Source organism: Protofrankia sp. Cas4 (genome assembly GCF_963555915.1).
In the GTDB taxonomy this organism is placed as follows: Bacteria; Actinomycetota; Actinomycetes; order Frankiales; family Frankiaceae; genus Protofrankia.
In genome coordinates this window covers 1-15,137 of the sequence record NZ_CAUVXL010000024.1, presented here as the reverse complement: position 1 = coordinate 15,137, position 15,137 = coordinate 1, and the positions used below count along the sequence as shown (strand labels likewise).

Here is a 15,137-nt window from a genome sequence, read left to right as displayed (position 1 = left end):
AAGGGCGCGCGACGATCGTCAGATCGCGCGCCCGCAGGCCGCAGTCCCCGGGTCTCCAGAGCCGCCGGGCGGCCGTGGGATCCCAACGGACACCACGGCCGCTGCGGGGGACGCGTCCCGGGAAGGTGTCAGATCCGCTCGATGATCGTCGCCGTACCCATGCCGCCGCCGGTGCACATCGTCACCAGGCCGACGTTGGCGTCACGCCGCTCGAGCTCGTCCAGCACGGTCTGGATGAGCATCGGGCCGGACGCTCCGATGGGGTGACCCAGCGCAATCGCCCCACCGTTGACGTTGACCCGGTCCGGGTCGAGATCAAGGTCGCGGATGGTCTTCAGCGGGACCGCGGCAAACGCCTCGTTGATCTCCCAGAGATCGATGTCGGCCACGGTCATGCCCGCCTTGGCCAGGCAACGCAGGCTGGCCGGGCCGGGCGCGGTCAACATGATCACAGGATCGGCACCCGCCACCGCGGTCATCCGGACGCGCGCACGCGGGGTCATCCCGTGGGCCCGGGCGTAGTCCGGCGAGGCGAGCAGGATCGCGGACGCACCGTCGACGACGCCGCTGGAGTTACCCGCGTGGTGGACGTGGCGGATCTCGCCGGCCTGGGGGTAGACCTCGCGGCACATGTCGTCGAAGGACCGGTCGAAGCCCGCCTGCACCTGGGTCGCCAGCTGCTCGAACGACGCCGGCAGCTTCGCGAGCGTGGCCACGGTCGTACCGGGGCGGGGGAACTCGTCGTGGTCGAGGGCGAGCGTGCCGTCGAGATGGCTGACCGGCACGACCGAACCGTCGAACCGGCCCTCGGCCACGGCCTTCGCGCACCGCTCCTGGCTCTGGGCGGCGAAGGCGTCGACGTCCTCGCGGGTGAAGCCCTCCAGCGTCGCGATGAGGTCGGCGCTGACGCCCTGCGGAACCATCGGGTAGAGCTCCCGCAGATGAGCGTTGCCGGCATCGAGCGTCACCACGCCCTCAGCCACCGGCCACCGTGACATCGACTCCACGCCGCAGCCGACAACCAGGTCCTGATGACCGGACAGGATGCCCATCGCCGCCCAGCTGACCGCCTGCTGGCCGGAGCCGCAGTACCGGTTGAGACTCGACCCGGGTGTCTGCACCGGCCAGCCGGCCGCCAGCAGCGCGAGCCGCCCGATGTCGGCGCCGTGCTCTCCGGTCTGCATACCGTTGCCCGCGACCACGTCCTCGACCTCGAGCGGGTCGAAACCGACCCGGTCACGCAGCGCGTTGAGTATCTGGGCCAGCACCTCCTGCGGGTGCAGCGGGTGCAGCGACCCGGTGGCCTTGCCCCGGCCACGCGGCGACCGCACGCCGTCGATGATCCACGCCTCACTCACAGCAAACCTCCAGTAATATTCGACTATTTATCTAGACGATGTCACGAGTTGCACCCGGATGCGATATACGAACCGGACGCTGCGGACGCTGTCGATCTAGCCACCGCCGCCCCTCGCATGCGACACTCAATCAGTAAGCGTATTAATCGATTCGTCGAGTAGCGTGCTTCGGAGCCAACCGTCCCCTGAGAGCCTGTTTCGAGATGCGACCGGATCTGATCCCCCTGCCGCGGTCCGCGGCGCGACGACGCTGGAGTCACGTGTGAGCGACCGGTACGACGACTTTCCGACGCTACGTTTCGAGCGACCCGCGCTCGGCGTTCTGCGCATCGTGCTTGACGCACCCAACCTCAACGCGGTCAACCCGCGGATGCACCGCGACCTCGCCGAGGTCTGGCCGGTCATCGACCGCGACCCGCAGACCCGGGTCGTACTCATCCAGGGCGAGGGCAAGGCGTTCTCCGCCGGCGGTACCTTCGACCTGCTCCAGGAGATGGCCGACAACCCCGGAGTCCGCACCAGGGTTCTGCACGAGGCGCGCGCCATGGTGCTCGGCGTCCTGGACCTGTCCAAGCCGGTGGTCTCGGCCATGCACGGCCCCGCCGTCGGCGCGGGTCTCGCCGTCGGCATGATGGCCGACATCTCGGTGGTCGGGAAGCGTGCGACCATCGTCGACGGCCACACCCGGCTCGGTGTCGCGGCCGGCGACCACGCCGTGCTGTGCTGGCCGCTGCTGTGCGGGATGGCCAAGGCCAAGTACTACCTGCTCACCTGCGAGCGCCTCACCGGTGAGGAAGCCGAGCGTATCGGGCTGGTCTCGCTCGCGGTGGACGACGACCAGGTACACGCACGCGGCCTCGAAGTGGCGAGCGCGCTGGCCACCGGCTCGTCCGACGCGCTGCGCGCGACCAAGTCCTCGCTCAACCACTGGTACCGGGTGCAGCTGCCGGCGTTCGAAGCCTCGCTCGCGCACGAGTTCTACGGCTTCGCGAGCCCCTCCGCCCAGGAGGGCATCGCCGCGATCCGGGAGAAGCGCAAGCCGGACTTCATCGCCGTCGAAGCACAACACCGTGCTGAAATCTGACCCACCGCCGGCCGTCCGACGAGGAGTTCAGCAGTGACCGAAACCGCAGCGACCGACACCGCCGCCCCCACGCCGAAGAGCAGCGAGGTGCCGCTGCTGGCGCCTGGGATGACCTGGGAGGAGATGGTCCCGGGATCGGCGTTTCGCACCTCGGCCCGGACCATCACCGAATCCGACCTCATGACGTTCATCCAGTGGGGCGGCTTCAACGAGCCGCTGTTCGTCGATGCCACCCACGCCGCCGCCGGCGGCTACGCGGGCCGGCTGGTACCGGGAGCCTTCGTCTACTGCATCGCCGAGGGCCTGGTACTCCAGACCAACGCGCTGCACGGCACCGGCCTGGCATTCTTGTCGATGGAACTGACGGTCAAGGGCCCCACCTACGTCGGCGACACACTGCACGCGATCGTCGAGACCCTGTCGGCCCGCCCGACCAGCAAGCCCGGACGCGGCATCGTGGCCAGCCGCGTGACAGTACGTAACCAACACGGCAAGGACGTCCTGGTCTTCACCCCGACCCGCATGATCCGCGGGCGCGACTTCGTCGAGGTCGACGGCGCCGGCCACTGATCGCCAGGCCGGGCAGACGTTACTTAAATATATGACTATTTAGACCATATGGTGGGGTGATTCCACCCACCGGTCGAGGAGGATCCGTGGGAACGCTGGACGGAAGGGTGGCGCTTGTCACCGGGGCGAGCCGCGGCCTCGGAGCAGCGGTGGCGCTCCGGCTCGCGCGCGAAGGAGCCAGGGTCGCGGCCATGGCCCGCACCCTCGAGCCCGACCCCCGGTACCCGGGAAGCCTGCGGGAGACCGTCGAGGCTATCCAGGCCGCCGGCCACGAAGCCGTGGCCGTGCGCGGGGACCTGTCCTCGGCCGAGGACAGGCGGCGCATCGTCGCCGAGACCGTCGAGGCGTTCGGGCCGGTCGACATCCTCGTGAACAACGCGGCTGTCACCTTTCTCGCGCCGGTCGAGGAGTTCACCGAGAAGCGTTTTCGCCTCATGATCGAAGTTCAGGTGTGGGCGCCCTTCGAGCTGACCCAGCTGGTGCTCCCGGGTATGCGCGAGCGGGGGGCCGGATGGGTGATCAACATCTCCTCCCGGGCCGCACAGCACCCGCAGGGCCCACCGTTCGAACCGGTGCACGAGCGTGGCTTCGCCGCGTACGGCCTGTGCAAGGCGGCGCTGGAACGTTTCACGACCGCGGTTGCGGCCGAGGGCTACCGTTACGGGATACGAGCCAACGCGCTCGCCCCGCTCGACAACGTCGCGACGCCCGGAGCGGGTGCGCATGACCTCGTCGCGGACTTCCCGATCGAGGACCCCTCGGTGCTGGCCGAGGCCGCGCTGGCCCTGGCCGAGTCAGATATCACCGGACGGATCGTCTACAGCCAGTCGCTACTGGACGAGCTCGGCCGCAAGCCCGTCGTGATCGGCCACTGACACTGTGCTGGGTGACTGCGGGACCCGACGTGGAGTCCCCGCAGTTCTCCGGGAAGTGCGGCCTCCGGGCGCGCGATCTGACGATCGTCGCGCGCCCTTTGGCCCGCTAGTCACCGGGCACACCTGCAACAGTGCCCGACCGGTTCGTCAGTCGACGCGGGCCGTGGCGTAGCCGGCGATGACTTCCTCGCCCCGCGCGTTGACCGTGACCACGTCGAGGTCGACCAGGCTTACGCCGTCGGCCTCACGCAGGCCGGCCACGGTGACGCGGGCGGTGAGGCGGTCACCCGGCCAGACCTGGCTCTTGAACCGGACGCCGTAGCGGGTGAGACGCCCGTCGCCCACCAGGTCGGTGACGGCGCGGGCGGTCATACCCATCGCCAGCATCCCGTGCGCGAACACACCCGGGTAGCCCGCGGCATCGCGCGCGTACACCACATCGGTATGCAACGGGTTGTAGTCCCCGGATGCACCGGCGTACTGCACAATCTGGGTCCGGGTGAGGTCCTCGACGAGCACCTGCTCGTGAATCTCGCCGACTTTCACCTCAGCGCCGCGCAATGCCATCAGTTCGCCCCCTGCTCAACCGGCTTCTCGGGTCGCACGCTCACGCCACGGGCCCGGACAACCAGCTCGCCGGCTGCGTCCCGGTACTCGGTGACCTGTTCTTCGAACAGCAGCTTGCCGCCCCGCCGACCCGTCTTCTCCCAGGTGTTTCCCGGCACGTTGGTCACCGTGAGCAGGTCGCCCGGCCGGACCTGCCGGAAATACTCGAAATGCTGCTCGGCGTGCAGCCGGCCGCCGCCGGAGACCGCATCGGTGACTCCGCTGGGTTCCCGGCCGGAGCCGAACCATGCCTCGCCGGTACGCGGTCGCAGCGGATAGTCAGGGTCGTACTGGGCGGAGGACTGGACAAACGTCGGCGGAGCGATGATCCCCGCCGTCTCAGCCTCCCCGGCCCGCTCCGCGTCGTGGTAGACGGGGTTGGGATCCGCGACCGAGCGCGCGAAGAGCATGATCTGACCGGCCTCCACCGGGAACGTGAACTGCCCCACGAATTACTCCTCGTCATTGAAGGCGGATGGCAGAGGATCCCAGCCATCCGATGAAGCGTTGACTGCTGTTCGTCTCCGTTGTTTCTCCCGACCGGGTTCTCCCGACCGGGTTCTCCCGACCGGGAGAACCGGGGTCGCTCACCCGCGCCGCAGGAGCAGGCTGCGTACCTGCGCCGCCGACTCAAGTGCCTCATCCTCGTCACCGGCGACCGGCAGCAGGTGCACATCGCGGCAGCCGGCATCAAGATAGGGCACCAGCGCCTGCGCCACATCCTGCGGGGTCCCCCGGGGCACGTACCGCGAGAAACGGTCGAAGGGCACGCCGTAGAAGCTCTCCATCGCCCGCGAGACCGACAAACCGGCGTCCTGGACCGACCCGCCGAAGCCGCACCAGACCAGCAGCGCGTGCCGCCAGGCCACCGCGGACCGACCGGACGCGACCGCGACGTCATCGATCTCGGCGATGACGGAGGCGTAACGCTCGGGCGAGACCCACACACCGAGCCAGCCGTCACCGTGACGACCCGCCCGCCGAACCGCCGCGGCCGACCGGCCGCCGATCACTATCGGTACGGGCACGGCCGGCGGCGGTGACACCCGCACATCGCGGAGCTGGAAATGCTCACCGTCGACCGTCACCGCATCACCGGCCAGCAGTGCCCGCAGCACGACCAGAGCCTCGTCCATCCGGCGGCCACGGGTGGCGGGGTCGACACCGCATGCCTCGACCTCGGCGCGGTCCTCACCGCCGATGCCCACGCCGAAGACGAACCGCCCGGGTGCCATGGCCGCGAGCGTGGCAACCTGACGCGCAACCGGGACGGGGTGACGCAGCGGTAGCAGGAAGACCCCGGTGTGAACCTCGATGTCGGGCGCGGCGACCAGCAACGCCGTGGCCTGGATGAGCCCGTCGGAACCGTAGCCGCCGCGAAAACTCACGTGGTCACCGATGACGGCATGGTCGAATCCGAGGTCCCGGATCTGCGCAGCGGCCTCGTACAGGCGCTCGGTGCCGCCTCGCAGCAGCGCGAAGGGTGGCCGAACCCCGATCCGCAGCCCGGCCGATCCCGACCCGGCTGATCCCGGCCCGACCGGGTCGACGTCAACCGTGGTCACGATTGCAGCACTCTACGCAACACCTTGCCGGCGGCGCTTCTCGGCAGAATTTCGATCATCTCCCACTCGGCGGGCACCTTGAACCCGCTCAGGGACTCCCGCGCGAACAGGCGCAGCTCCTCGACGTCCGGTGGATCCCGCGGGTCGGCGGGGACGACGAACGCCTTCACGACCTGACCCCAGCGCCGGTCCGCCCGGCCGACGACGGCAACCTCGCGGATCGCGGGATGGAGACTGAGGACCTGTTCAACCTCTAGTGGATCCACGTTTTCCCCGCCACGCACAATGCGGTCACCACGGCGGCCCAGCAGCGTGACATAGCCGTCGGAATCGATATGACCGAGGTCTCCGGTGTGCAGCCAACCGTCGGCCTCGGGCTGGAAGAGGTGCTCGCCGCGGGCCCGGATTTCGCCGCTGCCGTCCGGACCCGGATCGACCACCCGCAGCTCCACACCCTGCGCCGCGCGGCCGACCGTGCGCAGCAGCTCGGGCCGGGTCGTGGCCGCAAGTCGATGATCGTCGAAGTTCAGACAGGTGACCGGAGAACCCTCCGTCTGCCCGAAGATCTGAACGAAGGCAACGCCCGGAAGAACTGCCATCGCCTCGCGGAGCGTGTCCGGATGGATCGGGGACGCGCCGTACTGCAGCACGCGCAGCGTCGGCAATGCCAGCGCGCCCTCAGCGAGCAGTCGGTCGATCATCGTCGGTACCAGCAGAGCATGTGTCGTGCCGTAGTCGGCCAGGTCCTGCCAGTTACGCGGCGAGAACGGTGGCGCACAGACAACCGTGGCTCCGGCGCCCAACGCAACCGCGATCATGCCGAGGCCGGCGATGTGATGGTAGGGCGAACCAGATGCGTACACGCTGCCCGGCGCAAGGTCGACGATCGCGGCGTTGACCCTGCCCCGTACTGCGAGCTTGCCCTCGGCCACATACACCGCCTTGGGCACCCCGGAGGTCCCGGACGTGTGCAGGATCAGCGCGGTCTCATCCGGACCCGGCTGGTCCGCCGACAGCCGGTCGGTCAACAGCCGGTCGGACGCCGCGGCCGGTGGATGAACGACAAGCCGGCGGCCCGTTGCCGTCGCCAGTTCCCGGCCGAGGTCCGCCGCGTCCGGCTCGGCCAGGAGCAGATCGCCGGCGAGGCCGGCCAGACAGGCGGTGAGTTCCCGGGGGGTGAGTCTGGTGCTGATCGGCGCGAGGGGACGCCGGGTGGCGGCGCCCGCGATCGTCAGCGCAAGAGCTTCCAGCGTGGTCGAGACCAGAGCCGGCAACGGGGTTCCCACGGGCACGGCAAGGCTGTCGAGCCAGTCGGCCGCGCCCGCGGCGTGCCCCAGCAGGTCGGCGCCGGTCCAGCGGGTGGCACCACTGATCACAGCCGTCTGACCCGCACCCGGGCCCGACCAGACTCCGGTGAGCTGGGCCATCCATGTCGTCCCGGCCGCGGCGGTCATGCCCGGGTCGTCCGGGCGGCGGTCGCCCCGGATGCGGTCAGTCCGGACGAAGTGGTCCCGGACGAAGTGGTCCCAGACGCGGTCAGTCCGGTGGTGTCGACGCCGTCCCAGAAGCCTGCCCACGTCGGGAAGGACTGCGGCAGGCCCGGTGGCGTCGGCGACGTGCCCCAACTGTCGAATCCCACGGCCTGCGGGTGCTCGGTGACATCGGCTGCGTACCAGTGCCGCTCGTCCCGCCGGGCGAACAGCCACTCGCCGTCGATCCGCTGGTAGGTGTCGAAGTAGCAGATGGCCATGACGATCCAGCGGTCGCCGACCTCGTGCTCGGCCCGGCAGTACACCTGCCCGCGGGCGTTGTCGGCATCGAGCAACTCCACGCGATGACCGCAGATCTGGTGCACCGACCGGTAGAACCACCGCAGGCTGGGCGCGATGTATCCACGCAGCGCCTCCCGGCCGCGGCCGTGCCGGCCGCAGTTGACATCCGGCACGAACAGCGATATCCAGGCGTCGAGGTCACGGCCGTCGACCGCGAGCGCGTACCGGATCGGCAGCTGCCCGAGCGCGAGCCGCGCCTCCACCTGCTCCAGCCGCGCGAGCAACCCCGCGTCGTGCGTCGTCACGACACCTCCAGGTCAGGCCGGCCTATTCGACACACCGCAACCACAACCAGATCAACACAGGCAACAATACGCTTAATGAGTTGCACTATAGGGCCAGACCGCCAACTCCGCGACGACTTCCGGACAGGACGACCCAGACCGCCTGAGCAGGCACGGACCGTGCGAGTCGCCAGCGGGCAGAGACCTCGCAGGCGCACCGCCGGGGCCGGATGTGACTCCGGACCCATGAACTCGCCCATCCTCCTTCACTAAAGATAAATCATTTAATTTCATACTTGACGACACGGAGGAGGATGTGATCAGCACTCGACACCAGCGCCCCACCACCCTGGTCGGTGTCCTCGACCTTGAGCGGCTCGACGTGGACATCTTCCGCGGGTGGAGCAGCCACGGAGAACTGCCGGTCCGCCTCTTCGGTGGTCAGGTCGCCGGCCAGGCACTCATCGCGGCAGGCCGCACCGTCGAACCGGCCCGCTCCGTCCACTCGCTCCATGCCTACTTTCTGCGGCCGGGTGACCCGGCCGTGCCGGTCATATACCTGGTCGATCGAATCCGTGACGGCGGCTCTTACAGCACCCGACGCGTGGTCGGTGTCCAGCTCGGAGAAACGATTTTCCAGCTGAGCGCCTCGTTCCACCTCCCGGCGCAGGGTCCGACGCACGCCGAGCCGATGCCGCTGGTGCCGCCGCCGGACCAGGTGCGCACGCTGGAGGACTGGTACGCCGACGCGGGCGCCGCATCAGCGCCCTGGATGCAGTGGTTCCGCGCCGGGCAGTTCAGGACGGAAGTACGCTGCGTGGACGAGCCACCGGCGCTGGCGGCGGAGCGCGGGCCGAGGCCCGCCCGTCAGCGGGTCTGGTTCCGGTCGGCCGAGCCGCTGCCCGACGATCCGCTCGTGCACGTCTGCGCGCTCACCTACGCGTCCGATCTCGATCTTATTAGCACAGCGTTGCTGCCGCACGGCAGAACCACCAGGGACGCCGGTATGGCCAGTCTTGACCACGCGGTCTGGTTCCACCGGCCGTTCCGGGCCGACGGGTGGCTGCTGCACGACAGGGAGAGCCCGGTGGCAGCCGGCGGTCATGCTCTGGTCCGGGCCCACGTCTACGACGCCGACGGATACCTGGTGGCCTCGATCGCACAGGAGGGTCTGGTGCGCACCCCGCGCCGCGAACCTGACCACCGCGTAACAGCTGAACAGCGCGTAACAGCTGAACAGCGCGGCCCGATGAGCAGCACGAGCCACTGAACGATGTGACATCTGCGACGGCGCGCCGAGCGCCGAGTACCCCTACAGACCAAGAGATTGCATCGCCTGAGCGCGTTCTGCAACGAGCAGCCGCACGGCTGTACCTCTCCCGATCCTCTCGTGCTCCCGTCGCTGGCCTCGCGGACGGCGCTGGTCTGTGCAGTGGCGACAATTTGATGACTATAATTCTGACCATGGAAACGCTGCCGCTCGCGGAGGTCAAGACCCGGCTGTCCGAACTGGTCACTCGGGTACAGCAGCAGCACGACCAGGTCACAGTGACCCGCAACGGACGTCCCGCCGCCGTGGTGGTCTCCGTGGACGAGTGGGAGAGCCTGCACGAAACCCTGGAAATCCTCGCAGACACCGACACGGTTGCGGCGATCCTCCAGGCACGCCAAGAGGTCGCCCGCGGCGAGGTCTACCCGACCGACGAGGTGCTCGACGCCTTCCACCAGAGGAAACGGCAGGCTGGGTGAACGACCCGTACGAGGTCCGCTGGTCCCGCTCCGCCCGGCGGGCGGTCGCCGAAGAGCTACCGGAGCCGGTGGCGGCGGCCGTCCTGAAACTGGTAACAGGACCGATGCGCGCAGAGCCAGGCCGGATGGGCAAACCACTGCACGCGCCGTTCGCCGGGCTGTGGTCCGCCCGCCGGGCGACCTACCGAGTGGTCTACAGCATCGACGAGGACAAGCGTCTCGTCACGGTCGAGATGGTGAGACACCGACAGGACTTCTACCGCACATAGCCGGCCGGATGGGTAGCCGGCCGGATGGGTATCCGGCCGGCCTGGTGCTCCGGGCTTTAACCGCCGATGGCGGTCAGGCTGACGGTTCGGAACCGACGATCGACACGAACGACACGCACTCGCCCGGCCCGCCGCCCAGGTTGTGGGTCATGCCGAGCTTCTTGCCCGCGGCGATCGTGGAGATCGTGCGCTCCGCCGGAGCCTCACCGCGCAGCTGCAGCCAGCACTCGAACATCATCCGAAGGCCGGACGCCCCGATCGGGTGCCCGAACGCCTTCAGACCGCCGTCCGGGTTGACCGGGAGGTCACCGTCACGATCGAAGGTCCCGGCGAGGACTTCCTTCCAGCCGAACCCACGGTCGGCGAAACCGAGGTCCTCCATCAGGACGAGCTCGGTGGGGGTGAAGCAGTCGTGCACCTCGGCGAGAGCGAGCTCTGCCCGCGGGTCGGTCACACCGGCCTGGGCGTAGGCGTCCTTCGCTGATGCGACGACCTCGGGAAAGGTCGTGTAGTCGTAGTCGGGGTCGGAGTTACCCGTGGCCGGTCCCGCGATGAACGACAGCGCCTTGATGTAGATCGGCTTGTCGGTGTAGCGGTGGGCGTCCTCGGCCCGGACCACGATCGCCGCCGCCGACCCGTCGCTGACACCGGAACAGTCGAAGATGCCCAGCGGCCCGGCGACCAGCGGCGCGTTGCAGATGACGTCCTTGGCCACCTCCTTGCGGAACTGCGCCCGCGGGTTCTGCGCGCCGTTGACGTGGTTCTTCCACGCGATGCGGGTCAGGACGTCCTTCATCTCGTCGGTGTCCACGCCGTACTTCTTGGCGTAGGCGGGCGCGAGCAGACTGAAGTTCGCCGGTGCGGTGGTCTCCGACCCGGTCCCGTCGCCCGGCGGCGTCGCCCCGGCCAGGCCGGAGAACCCGGAGTCCTTGAGCTTCTCCACCCCGATCGCCATGGCGATGTCGTAGGCACCGCTGGCCACCGCGTAGCAGGCGTTACGCAGCGCCTCCGAACCGGTGGCGCAGTAGTTCTCCAGCCGGGAGACCGGCTTGTAGGGCAGCCGCAGCGGACGCGACAGCGTCAACCCGGAGTTACCCGAACCCATCGTGCCGAGCCAGTAGGCGTCGACATCGTCCCGGGACAGCCCGGCCGAAGCGTACGCCGCCTGGGAGGACTCGATCAGCAGGTCGTCGACGGAGGATTCCCAGCGCTCCCCGAACGACGTGCAGCCCATGCCGACAATGGCAACCTTGTCCCTGATCCCGCGTGACGCCATCTCAGGCCTCCAGCCCTTCGGTGCTGCCCGCGGCCCGCACGGGGCGGGCCTTCCAGAAGTAGTTGTGGATGCCCCGCGCGGTGTTCACCTTGCGGAAGGTCATCTCGACCCGGTCGCCGATGGCGACGCTGTCCGGGTCGACATCGGTCAGCTCGCACTTGAAGCGGCCACCGCCGTCGATGTCGATGACCACGGCGACCAGCGGCGGGCTCGGGGTGAAGGCAAGTCGGTCGATCGTGAACGTCGCCACCGTGCCGTAGGTGTCCGCGAGACGTTCCGGCGCCATGTCGTCCACGGCGCCGCACGAACGGCAGACCCGCGCCGGCGGCAGGTGCCGGGTAGCACAGTTGTTGCAACGGGAGCCGGTGAAGCCGAACTTCCAGTCGGCGTTGCGGCCGGCCGGCGGAGCAGCGTAGGCGTCGGGATCGGGCCGCCGGGGCGGTTCGGTCGCGAGCCGGCCCCGCCAGTTGAGGAAGTCGGCATACCGCAGGGTGTCCCGCCCGCCGGCGATCTGGGCCGCCACCGAGACGGCGGCGCGGTGCTCGGGCAGGGCTTCGGTGGTACGCAGCGCCACCGCGGTCACGCCGTCCGCGAGGACGACGACCACGATCGTCTTACCCGCCCCGGCCCTGTCGAGGGTGTCGGCGAGCAGCAGGCCGGCATGGGCGGTCCCGGTGTTGCCGACGGTCTTCGCCAGGCCGTCGACGACGGCGTCGGGCCGTACGCCCGCGCGCCGGGTGAAGGAGGCCACCGACCGCGCGTGCAGACCGGCCACGATGAGATGGTCGATCTGGTCCGGCGTCAGGTCGATCTGCTTGAGCAGGTCGGCGAATGCCCGGTCGGCGAGCGGTACGTAGACCGACTCGCCGAAGCGCTCCTCCCAGACCCGCGAGTGGTCGTCGCCCGGCACGCGCCACCGGTCGAGGAACTCCTCGGTGGCCGAGGCGTTCGCGAGGATCTCCGCGAGCACGGGTGCCGCCGGCGTGCCCGGCCCGACCAGCAGTGCCGCCGCGCCGTCACCGCCGTCACGCTCGTCCGCGCCACCGGGCAGGCCGGTGCGGATGTCGGAGAGCACGACCAGCGTCGGCTCGGTCGCCGCGCTCGCGGCCAGCAGGGCCCCGACACCGGACCGCACCGAGCCGACCATGTCGACCGCGAGCACGGATTCGTCCAGCCCGAGTGCGGCGTGGATGGCCGTGGCGTTGGTCTTGTCCAGATAGGCCGGCGCCGTCGTGGCGAAATAGACCTGCCGAGGCCCGGACGCGGCCGCGTGACCCCGCAGGGTGATCCGCGCCGCTTCCACACCCAGGGATGTGGTGTCCTCATCGAAGGAGGCCACCGTGCGCGCACCGGAACCACCACGGCCGCCGAGCGCGGCGGCCACGGCCTTGCGCTGGAGCCGGTGGTAGGGCAGATAGGCACCGTAGGCAAGTAGACCCGACATCGTTCTCCCGACGCAGTGTGGCGGAGCTGACCGCTCTGTCGTGACGGACGTGGGCGGAGCCCGGCACTTCCGCGTGACGGCAGAGGACATGTAACAAGTTAGATGCTTGCACGATTTGTGGTGTCGGGCAACCAGTCACGGGGCCGGCCGGCAGTCTCGGGAGGCAACCCGAAGGTCCGATCATGACATCCAAAATAGTTATATGATATGACGCCAATACGGGACCACGGATGCACCGACCGGGACCCGCCAGCGATGTAGAGAGGAGCGCGGCGCATGACCGAGGCACTTGAGGGCAAGGTTGCGATCGTGACCGGCGCCGCCCGCGGGATCGGAGCCGCCATCGCGGCCGCCCTGGCGCAGGCGGGGGCGGCTGTAGCCGTGGCCGACCGCGACGGCGACGGCGCCGCGGTGACCGCGGACAAACTGGCCGGCCGCGCCCTTGGCGTCACCGTCGACGTGACCGACAACGCAAGCGTGCTCGCCGCTGTCGAGCGGGTGCGGGCGGAGCTCGGCGAGGTCGACATCCTCGTGAACAACGCCGGGGTCGACGTGATCGGCCCGTTCGTCGACAGCGACGAGGCAACCTGGCGGCGCCTGGTGGATGTCAACCTGCTCGGCACGATCCGCGCCAGCCGTGCGGTCCTTGACAGCATGCTGGCACGGGGGTCGGGCCGCATCATCAACATCGCCTCGGACGCGGGACGGGTCGGATCGTCCGGCGAGGTGGTCTACTCGGCCACCAAGGGTGGGGTCATCGCGTTCGCCAAGGCACTCGCCCGAGAGACCGCCGCCGCCGGGATCACCGTCAACGCCGTCTGCCCCGGTCCGACCGACACCGCACTGCTCGACCAGGTCGCGGACGTCAGCCAGCGCCTCTACGACTCGCTCGCGCGGGCCGTCCCGATGAAGCGGATCGGGCAGCCGACCGACATCGCCCCGGCCGTCGTCTTCCTCGCTTCCCCCGCGGCGGGCTACATCACCGGGCAGACACTGTCGGTAAGCGGTGGACTGACAATGGCCTGAGCCACGGGATGACATGCTCAACGACGTCGTGTCGTCCGATTCGACGTCACGCCATCTTGTTACTCAGAGTACATCTTGCCGAATTAGATTACTAATTGTACCCTCGTTCAGAATATTGCCTGTAGCCGGGAGCTGCCGTGAACTTCGCCTTCAGCGAGGAGCAGGAAGAGCTACGCCGCGCCGTGCGCGACTTCCTGGAGGATCTTTCTCCGGAATCCGAAGTTCGGCGTCTCATGGAGACCACCGAGGGTTATGATGCGAACGTCTGGGCGAAACTGGCCGGCGAACTCGGCCTGACGGGTCTCGCGATCCCCGAAGAGCACGGTGGTGCCGGCTACGGGTTCGTCGAGGTGGGCATCGTCCTGGAGGAAGCTGGCCGCGCGCTGCTGTGCGCGCCCTACTTCTCCACGGTCGTCCTCGCGACGACGGCGCTTGTCGCCAGCGGCGACGACGCGGCTCAGAAGGACTATCTGCCCGGCATCGCTGGCGGCGACACCCGAGCGACGCTCGCGTTCACCGAGGAGTCCGGCCGATGGGATACCGACGGGATCACGCTCCCCGCGACCCGGCACGGCAACGAGTGGCGGCTGAACGGATCCAAGAGCTACGTGCTTGACGGTCACACCGCCGACCTCGTCGTGGTCGCGGCTCGGACCGCAGCCGGAGTCAGCCTCTTCGCCATCCCCGGCGACGCGCCCGGCCTCACCCGCACCGCGCTGCCGACCATGGACCTCACCCGCAAGCAGGCCCGGCTCGACTTCGACGACGCCCCCGCCCGGCTGATCGGTGTCGACGGCGAGGGCGAGGGCGTTCTCCTGCGGGTTCTCGACACCGCGGCCATCGGCCTGGCCGCCGAGCAGGTCGGCGGTGCCCAGAAGGTGCTGGAGATGGCCGTCGAGTACGCCAAGATCCGGGTACAGTTCGGCCGGCCCATCGGTTCGTTCCAAGCGATCAAGCACAAGTGCGCGGACATGCTGCTGGACGTGGAGTCGGCCAAGTCCGCTGCGTACTACGGCCTGTGGGCAGCCGCTGAGGGCAACGACGAACTACCGGTCGTGGCCAGCGTGGCCAAGTCCTACTGCTCGGACGCGTTCTTCCACTGCGCCGCCGAGAACATCCAGGTGCACGGTGGGATCGGCTTCACCTGGGAACATCCCGCCCATCTCTACTTCAAGCGGGCCAAGACCTCGCAGCTCCTGCTCGGTGACCCCGCCTACCACCGCGAACAGCTCGCCCAGCGGATAGGCATCTAGCCCTGT

The 15,137-nt window shown here is 69.0% G+C and carries 16 protein-coding genes; 8 read left to right on the top strand and 8 right to left on the bottom strand.

The features are described from left to right. Positions 1 to 128: 128 nt before the first annotated feature. Complete coding sequence (locus tag U9979_RS02450) at positions 129 to 1,358, bottom strand: acetyl-CoA C-acetyltransferase (RefSeq protein WP_322755322.1); 1,230 nt, start codon at positions 1,356 to 1,358, stop codon at positions 129 to 131. A 262-nt stretch (positions 1,359 to 1,620) separates the two neighbouring features. Here U9979_RS02450 and U9979_RS02445 point away from each other — a divergent pair, with 262 nt between their 5' ends. The 3 genes from U9979_RS02445 to U9979_RS02435 all read left to right on the top strand — a co-directional run bounded on the left by U9979_RS02445 (position 1,621) and on the right by U9979_RS02435 (position 3,887). Further along, the gene (locus U9979_RS02445) at positions 1,621 to 2,442 is read left to right on the top strand and encodes an enoyl-CoA hydratase/isomerase family protein (RefSeq protein ID WP_322749455.1); all 822 of its coding nucleotides are present in this window, start codon (positions 1,621 to 1,623) and stop codon (positions 2,440 to 2,442) included. Positions 2,443 to 2,550: 108 nt separating this feature from the next. Next, positions 2,551 to 3,012: a MaoC family dehydratase gene (locus tag U9979_RS02440; RefSeq protein WP_416210587.1), complete on the top strand. Its 462-nt coding sequence runs from the start codon at positions 2,551 to 2,553 to the stop codon at positions 3,010 to 3,012. A gap of 86 nt (positions 3,013 to 3,098) precedes the next feature. Next, complete coding sequence (locus U9979_RS02435) at positions 3,099 to 3,887, top strand: SDR family NAD(P)-dependent oxidoreductase (protein WP_322749453.1); 789 nt, start codon at positions 3,099 to 3,101, stop codon at positions 3,885 to 3,887. A 147-nt stretch (positions 3,888 to 4,034) separates the two neighbouring features. Here the strand turns inward: U9979_RS02435 and U9979_RS02430 are convergent, their stop codons facing one another. The 5 genes from U9979_RS02430 to U9979_RS02410 all read right to left on the bottom strand — a co-directional run bounded on the left by U9979_RS02430 (position 4,035) and on the right by U9979_RS02410 (position 8,114). Next, the gene (locus U9979_RS02430; protein ID WP_322778079.1) at positions 4,035 to 4,454 is read right to left on the bottom strand and encodes a MaoC family dehydratase; all 420 of its coding nucleotides are present in this window, start codon (positions 4,452 to 4,454) and stop codon (positions 4,035 to 4,037) included. Then, the gene (locus tag U9979_RS02425) at positions 4,454 to 4,942 is read right to left on the bottom strand and encodes an FAS1-like dehydratase domain-containing protein (protein WP_322749451.1); all 489 of its coding nucleotides are present in this window, start codon (positions 4,940 to 4,942) and stop codon (positions 4,454 to 4,456) included. The genes U9979_RS02430 and U9979_RS02425 overlap by 1 nt, the downstream gene beginning before the upstream one ends. A 138-nt stretch (positions 4,943 to 5,080) precedes the next feature. Then, positions 5,081 to 6,058, bottom strand: a complete 978-nt coding sequence (locus U9979_RS02420; protein WP_322778078.1) for an LLM class flavin-dependent oxidoreductase — start codon at positions 6,056 to 6,058, stop codon at positions 5,081 to 5,083. Then, complete coding sequence (locus tag U9979_RS02415; protein WP_322778077.1) at positions 6,055 to 7,512, bottom strand: fatty acid--CoA ligase family protein; 1,458 nt, start codon at positions 7,510 to 7,512, stop codon at positions 6,055 to 6,057. Before U9979_RS02415 ends, U9979_RS02420 begins: the two co-directional genes overlap by 4 nt. Further along, complete coding sequence (locus U9979_RS02410) at positions 7,509 to 8,114, bottom strand: nuclear transport factor 2 family protein (RefSeq protein ID WP_416210158.1); 606 nt, start codon at positions 8,112 to 8,114, stop codon at positions 7,509 to 7,511. The genes U9979_RS02415 and U9979_RS02410 overlap by 4 nt, the downstream gene beginning before the upstream one ends. A gap of 316 nt (positions 8,115 to 8,430) precedes the next feature. Here U9979_RS02410 and U9979_RS02405 point away from each other — a divergent pair, with 316 nt between their 5' ends. The 3 genes from U9979_RS02405 to U9979_RS02395 all read left to right on the top strand — a co-directional run bounded on the left by U9979_RS02405 (position 8,431) and on the right by U9979_RS02395 (position 10,132). Further along, entirely contained in the window at positions 8,431 to 9,384 is a 954-nt protein-coding gene (locus U9979_RS02405; protein WP_322778076.1) for an acyl-CoA thioesterase II, read from the top strand. Positions 9,385 to 9,560: 176 nt separating this feature from the next. Continuing rightward, positions 9,561 to 9,863, top strand: coding sequence for a type II toxin-antitoxin system Phd/YefM family antitoxin (locus tag U9979_RS02400; protein WP_322778075.1), 303 nt, complete (start codon positions 9,561 to 9,563; stop codon positions 9,861 to 9,863). Continuing rightward, positions 9,860 to 10,132 carry a type II toxin-antitoxin system RelE/ParE family toxin gene (locus U9979_RS02395; RefSeq protein WP_322749445.1) on the top strand — a complete coding sequence of 91 codons (273 nt, stop codon included), beginning with the start codon at positions 9,860 to 9,862 and terminating at the stop codon, positions 10,130 to 10,132. The genes U9979_RS02400 and U9979_RS02395 overlap by 4 nt, the downstream gene beginning before the upstream one ends. Positions 10,133 to 10,205: 73 nt before the next feature. Here U9979_RS02395 and U9979_RS02390 read toward each other — a convergent pair whose 3' ends face one another. Next, complete coding sequence (locus tag U9979_RS02390) at positions 10,206 to 11,408, bottom strand: acetyl-CoA acetyltransferase (RefSeq protein ID WP_322749444.1); 1,203 nt, start codon at positions 11,406 to 11,408, stop codon at positions 10,206 to 10,208. A gap of 1 nt (position 11,409) precedes the next feature. After that, entirely contained in the window at positions 11,410 to 12,852 is a 1,443-nt protein-coding gene (locus U9979_RS02385; RefSeq protein ID WP_322749443.1) for an OB-fold domain-containing protein, read from the bottom strand. Between the two features lie 276 nt (positions 12,853 to 13,128). On the opposite strand from U9979_RS02385, the gene U9979_RS02380 reads away from it, so the two are divergent. Together U9979_RS02380 and U9979_RS02375 are read left to right on the top strand one after the other, a co-directional pair. Beyond that, complete coding sequence (locus U9979_RS02380; RefSeq protein WP_322756343.1) at positions 13,129 to 13,878, top strand: glucose 1-dehydrogenase; 750 nt, start codon at positions 13,129 to 13,131, stop codon at positions 13,876 to 13,878. A gap of 137 nt (positions 13,879 to 14,015) precedes the next feature. Beyond that, on the top strand, positions 14,016 to 15,131 hold the full coding sequence (locus tag U9979_RS02375) for an acyl-CoA dehydrogenase family protein (RefSeq protein WP_322778074.1): 1,116 nt from the start codon (positions 14,016 to 14,018) through the stop codon (positions 15,129 to 15,131). Positions 15,132 to 15,137: the final 6 nt, after the last annotated feature.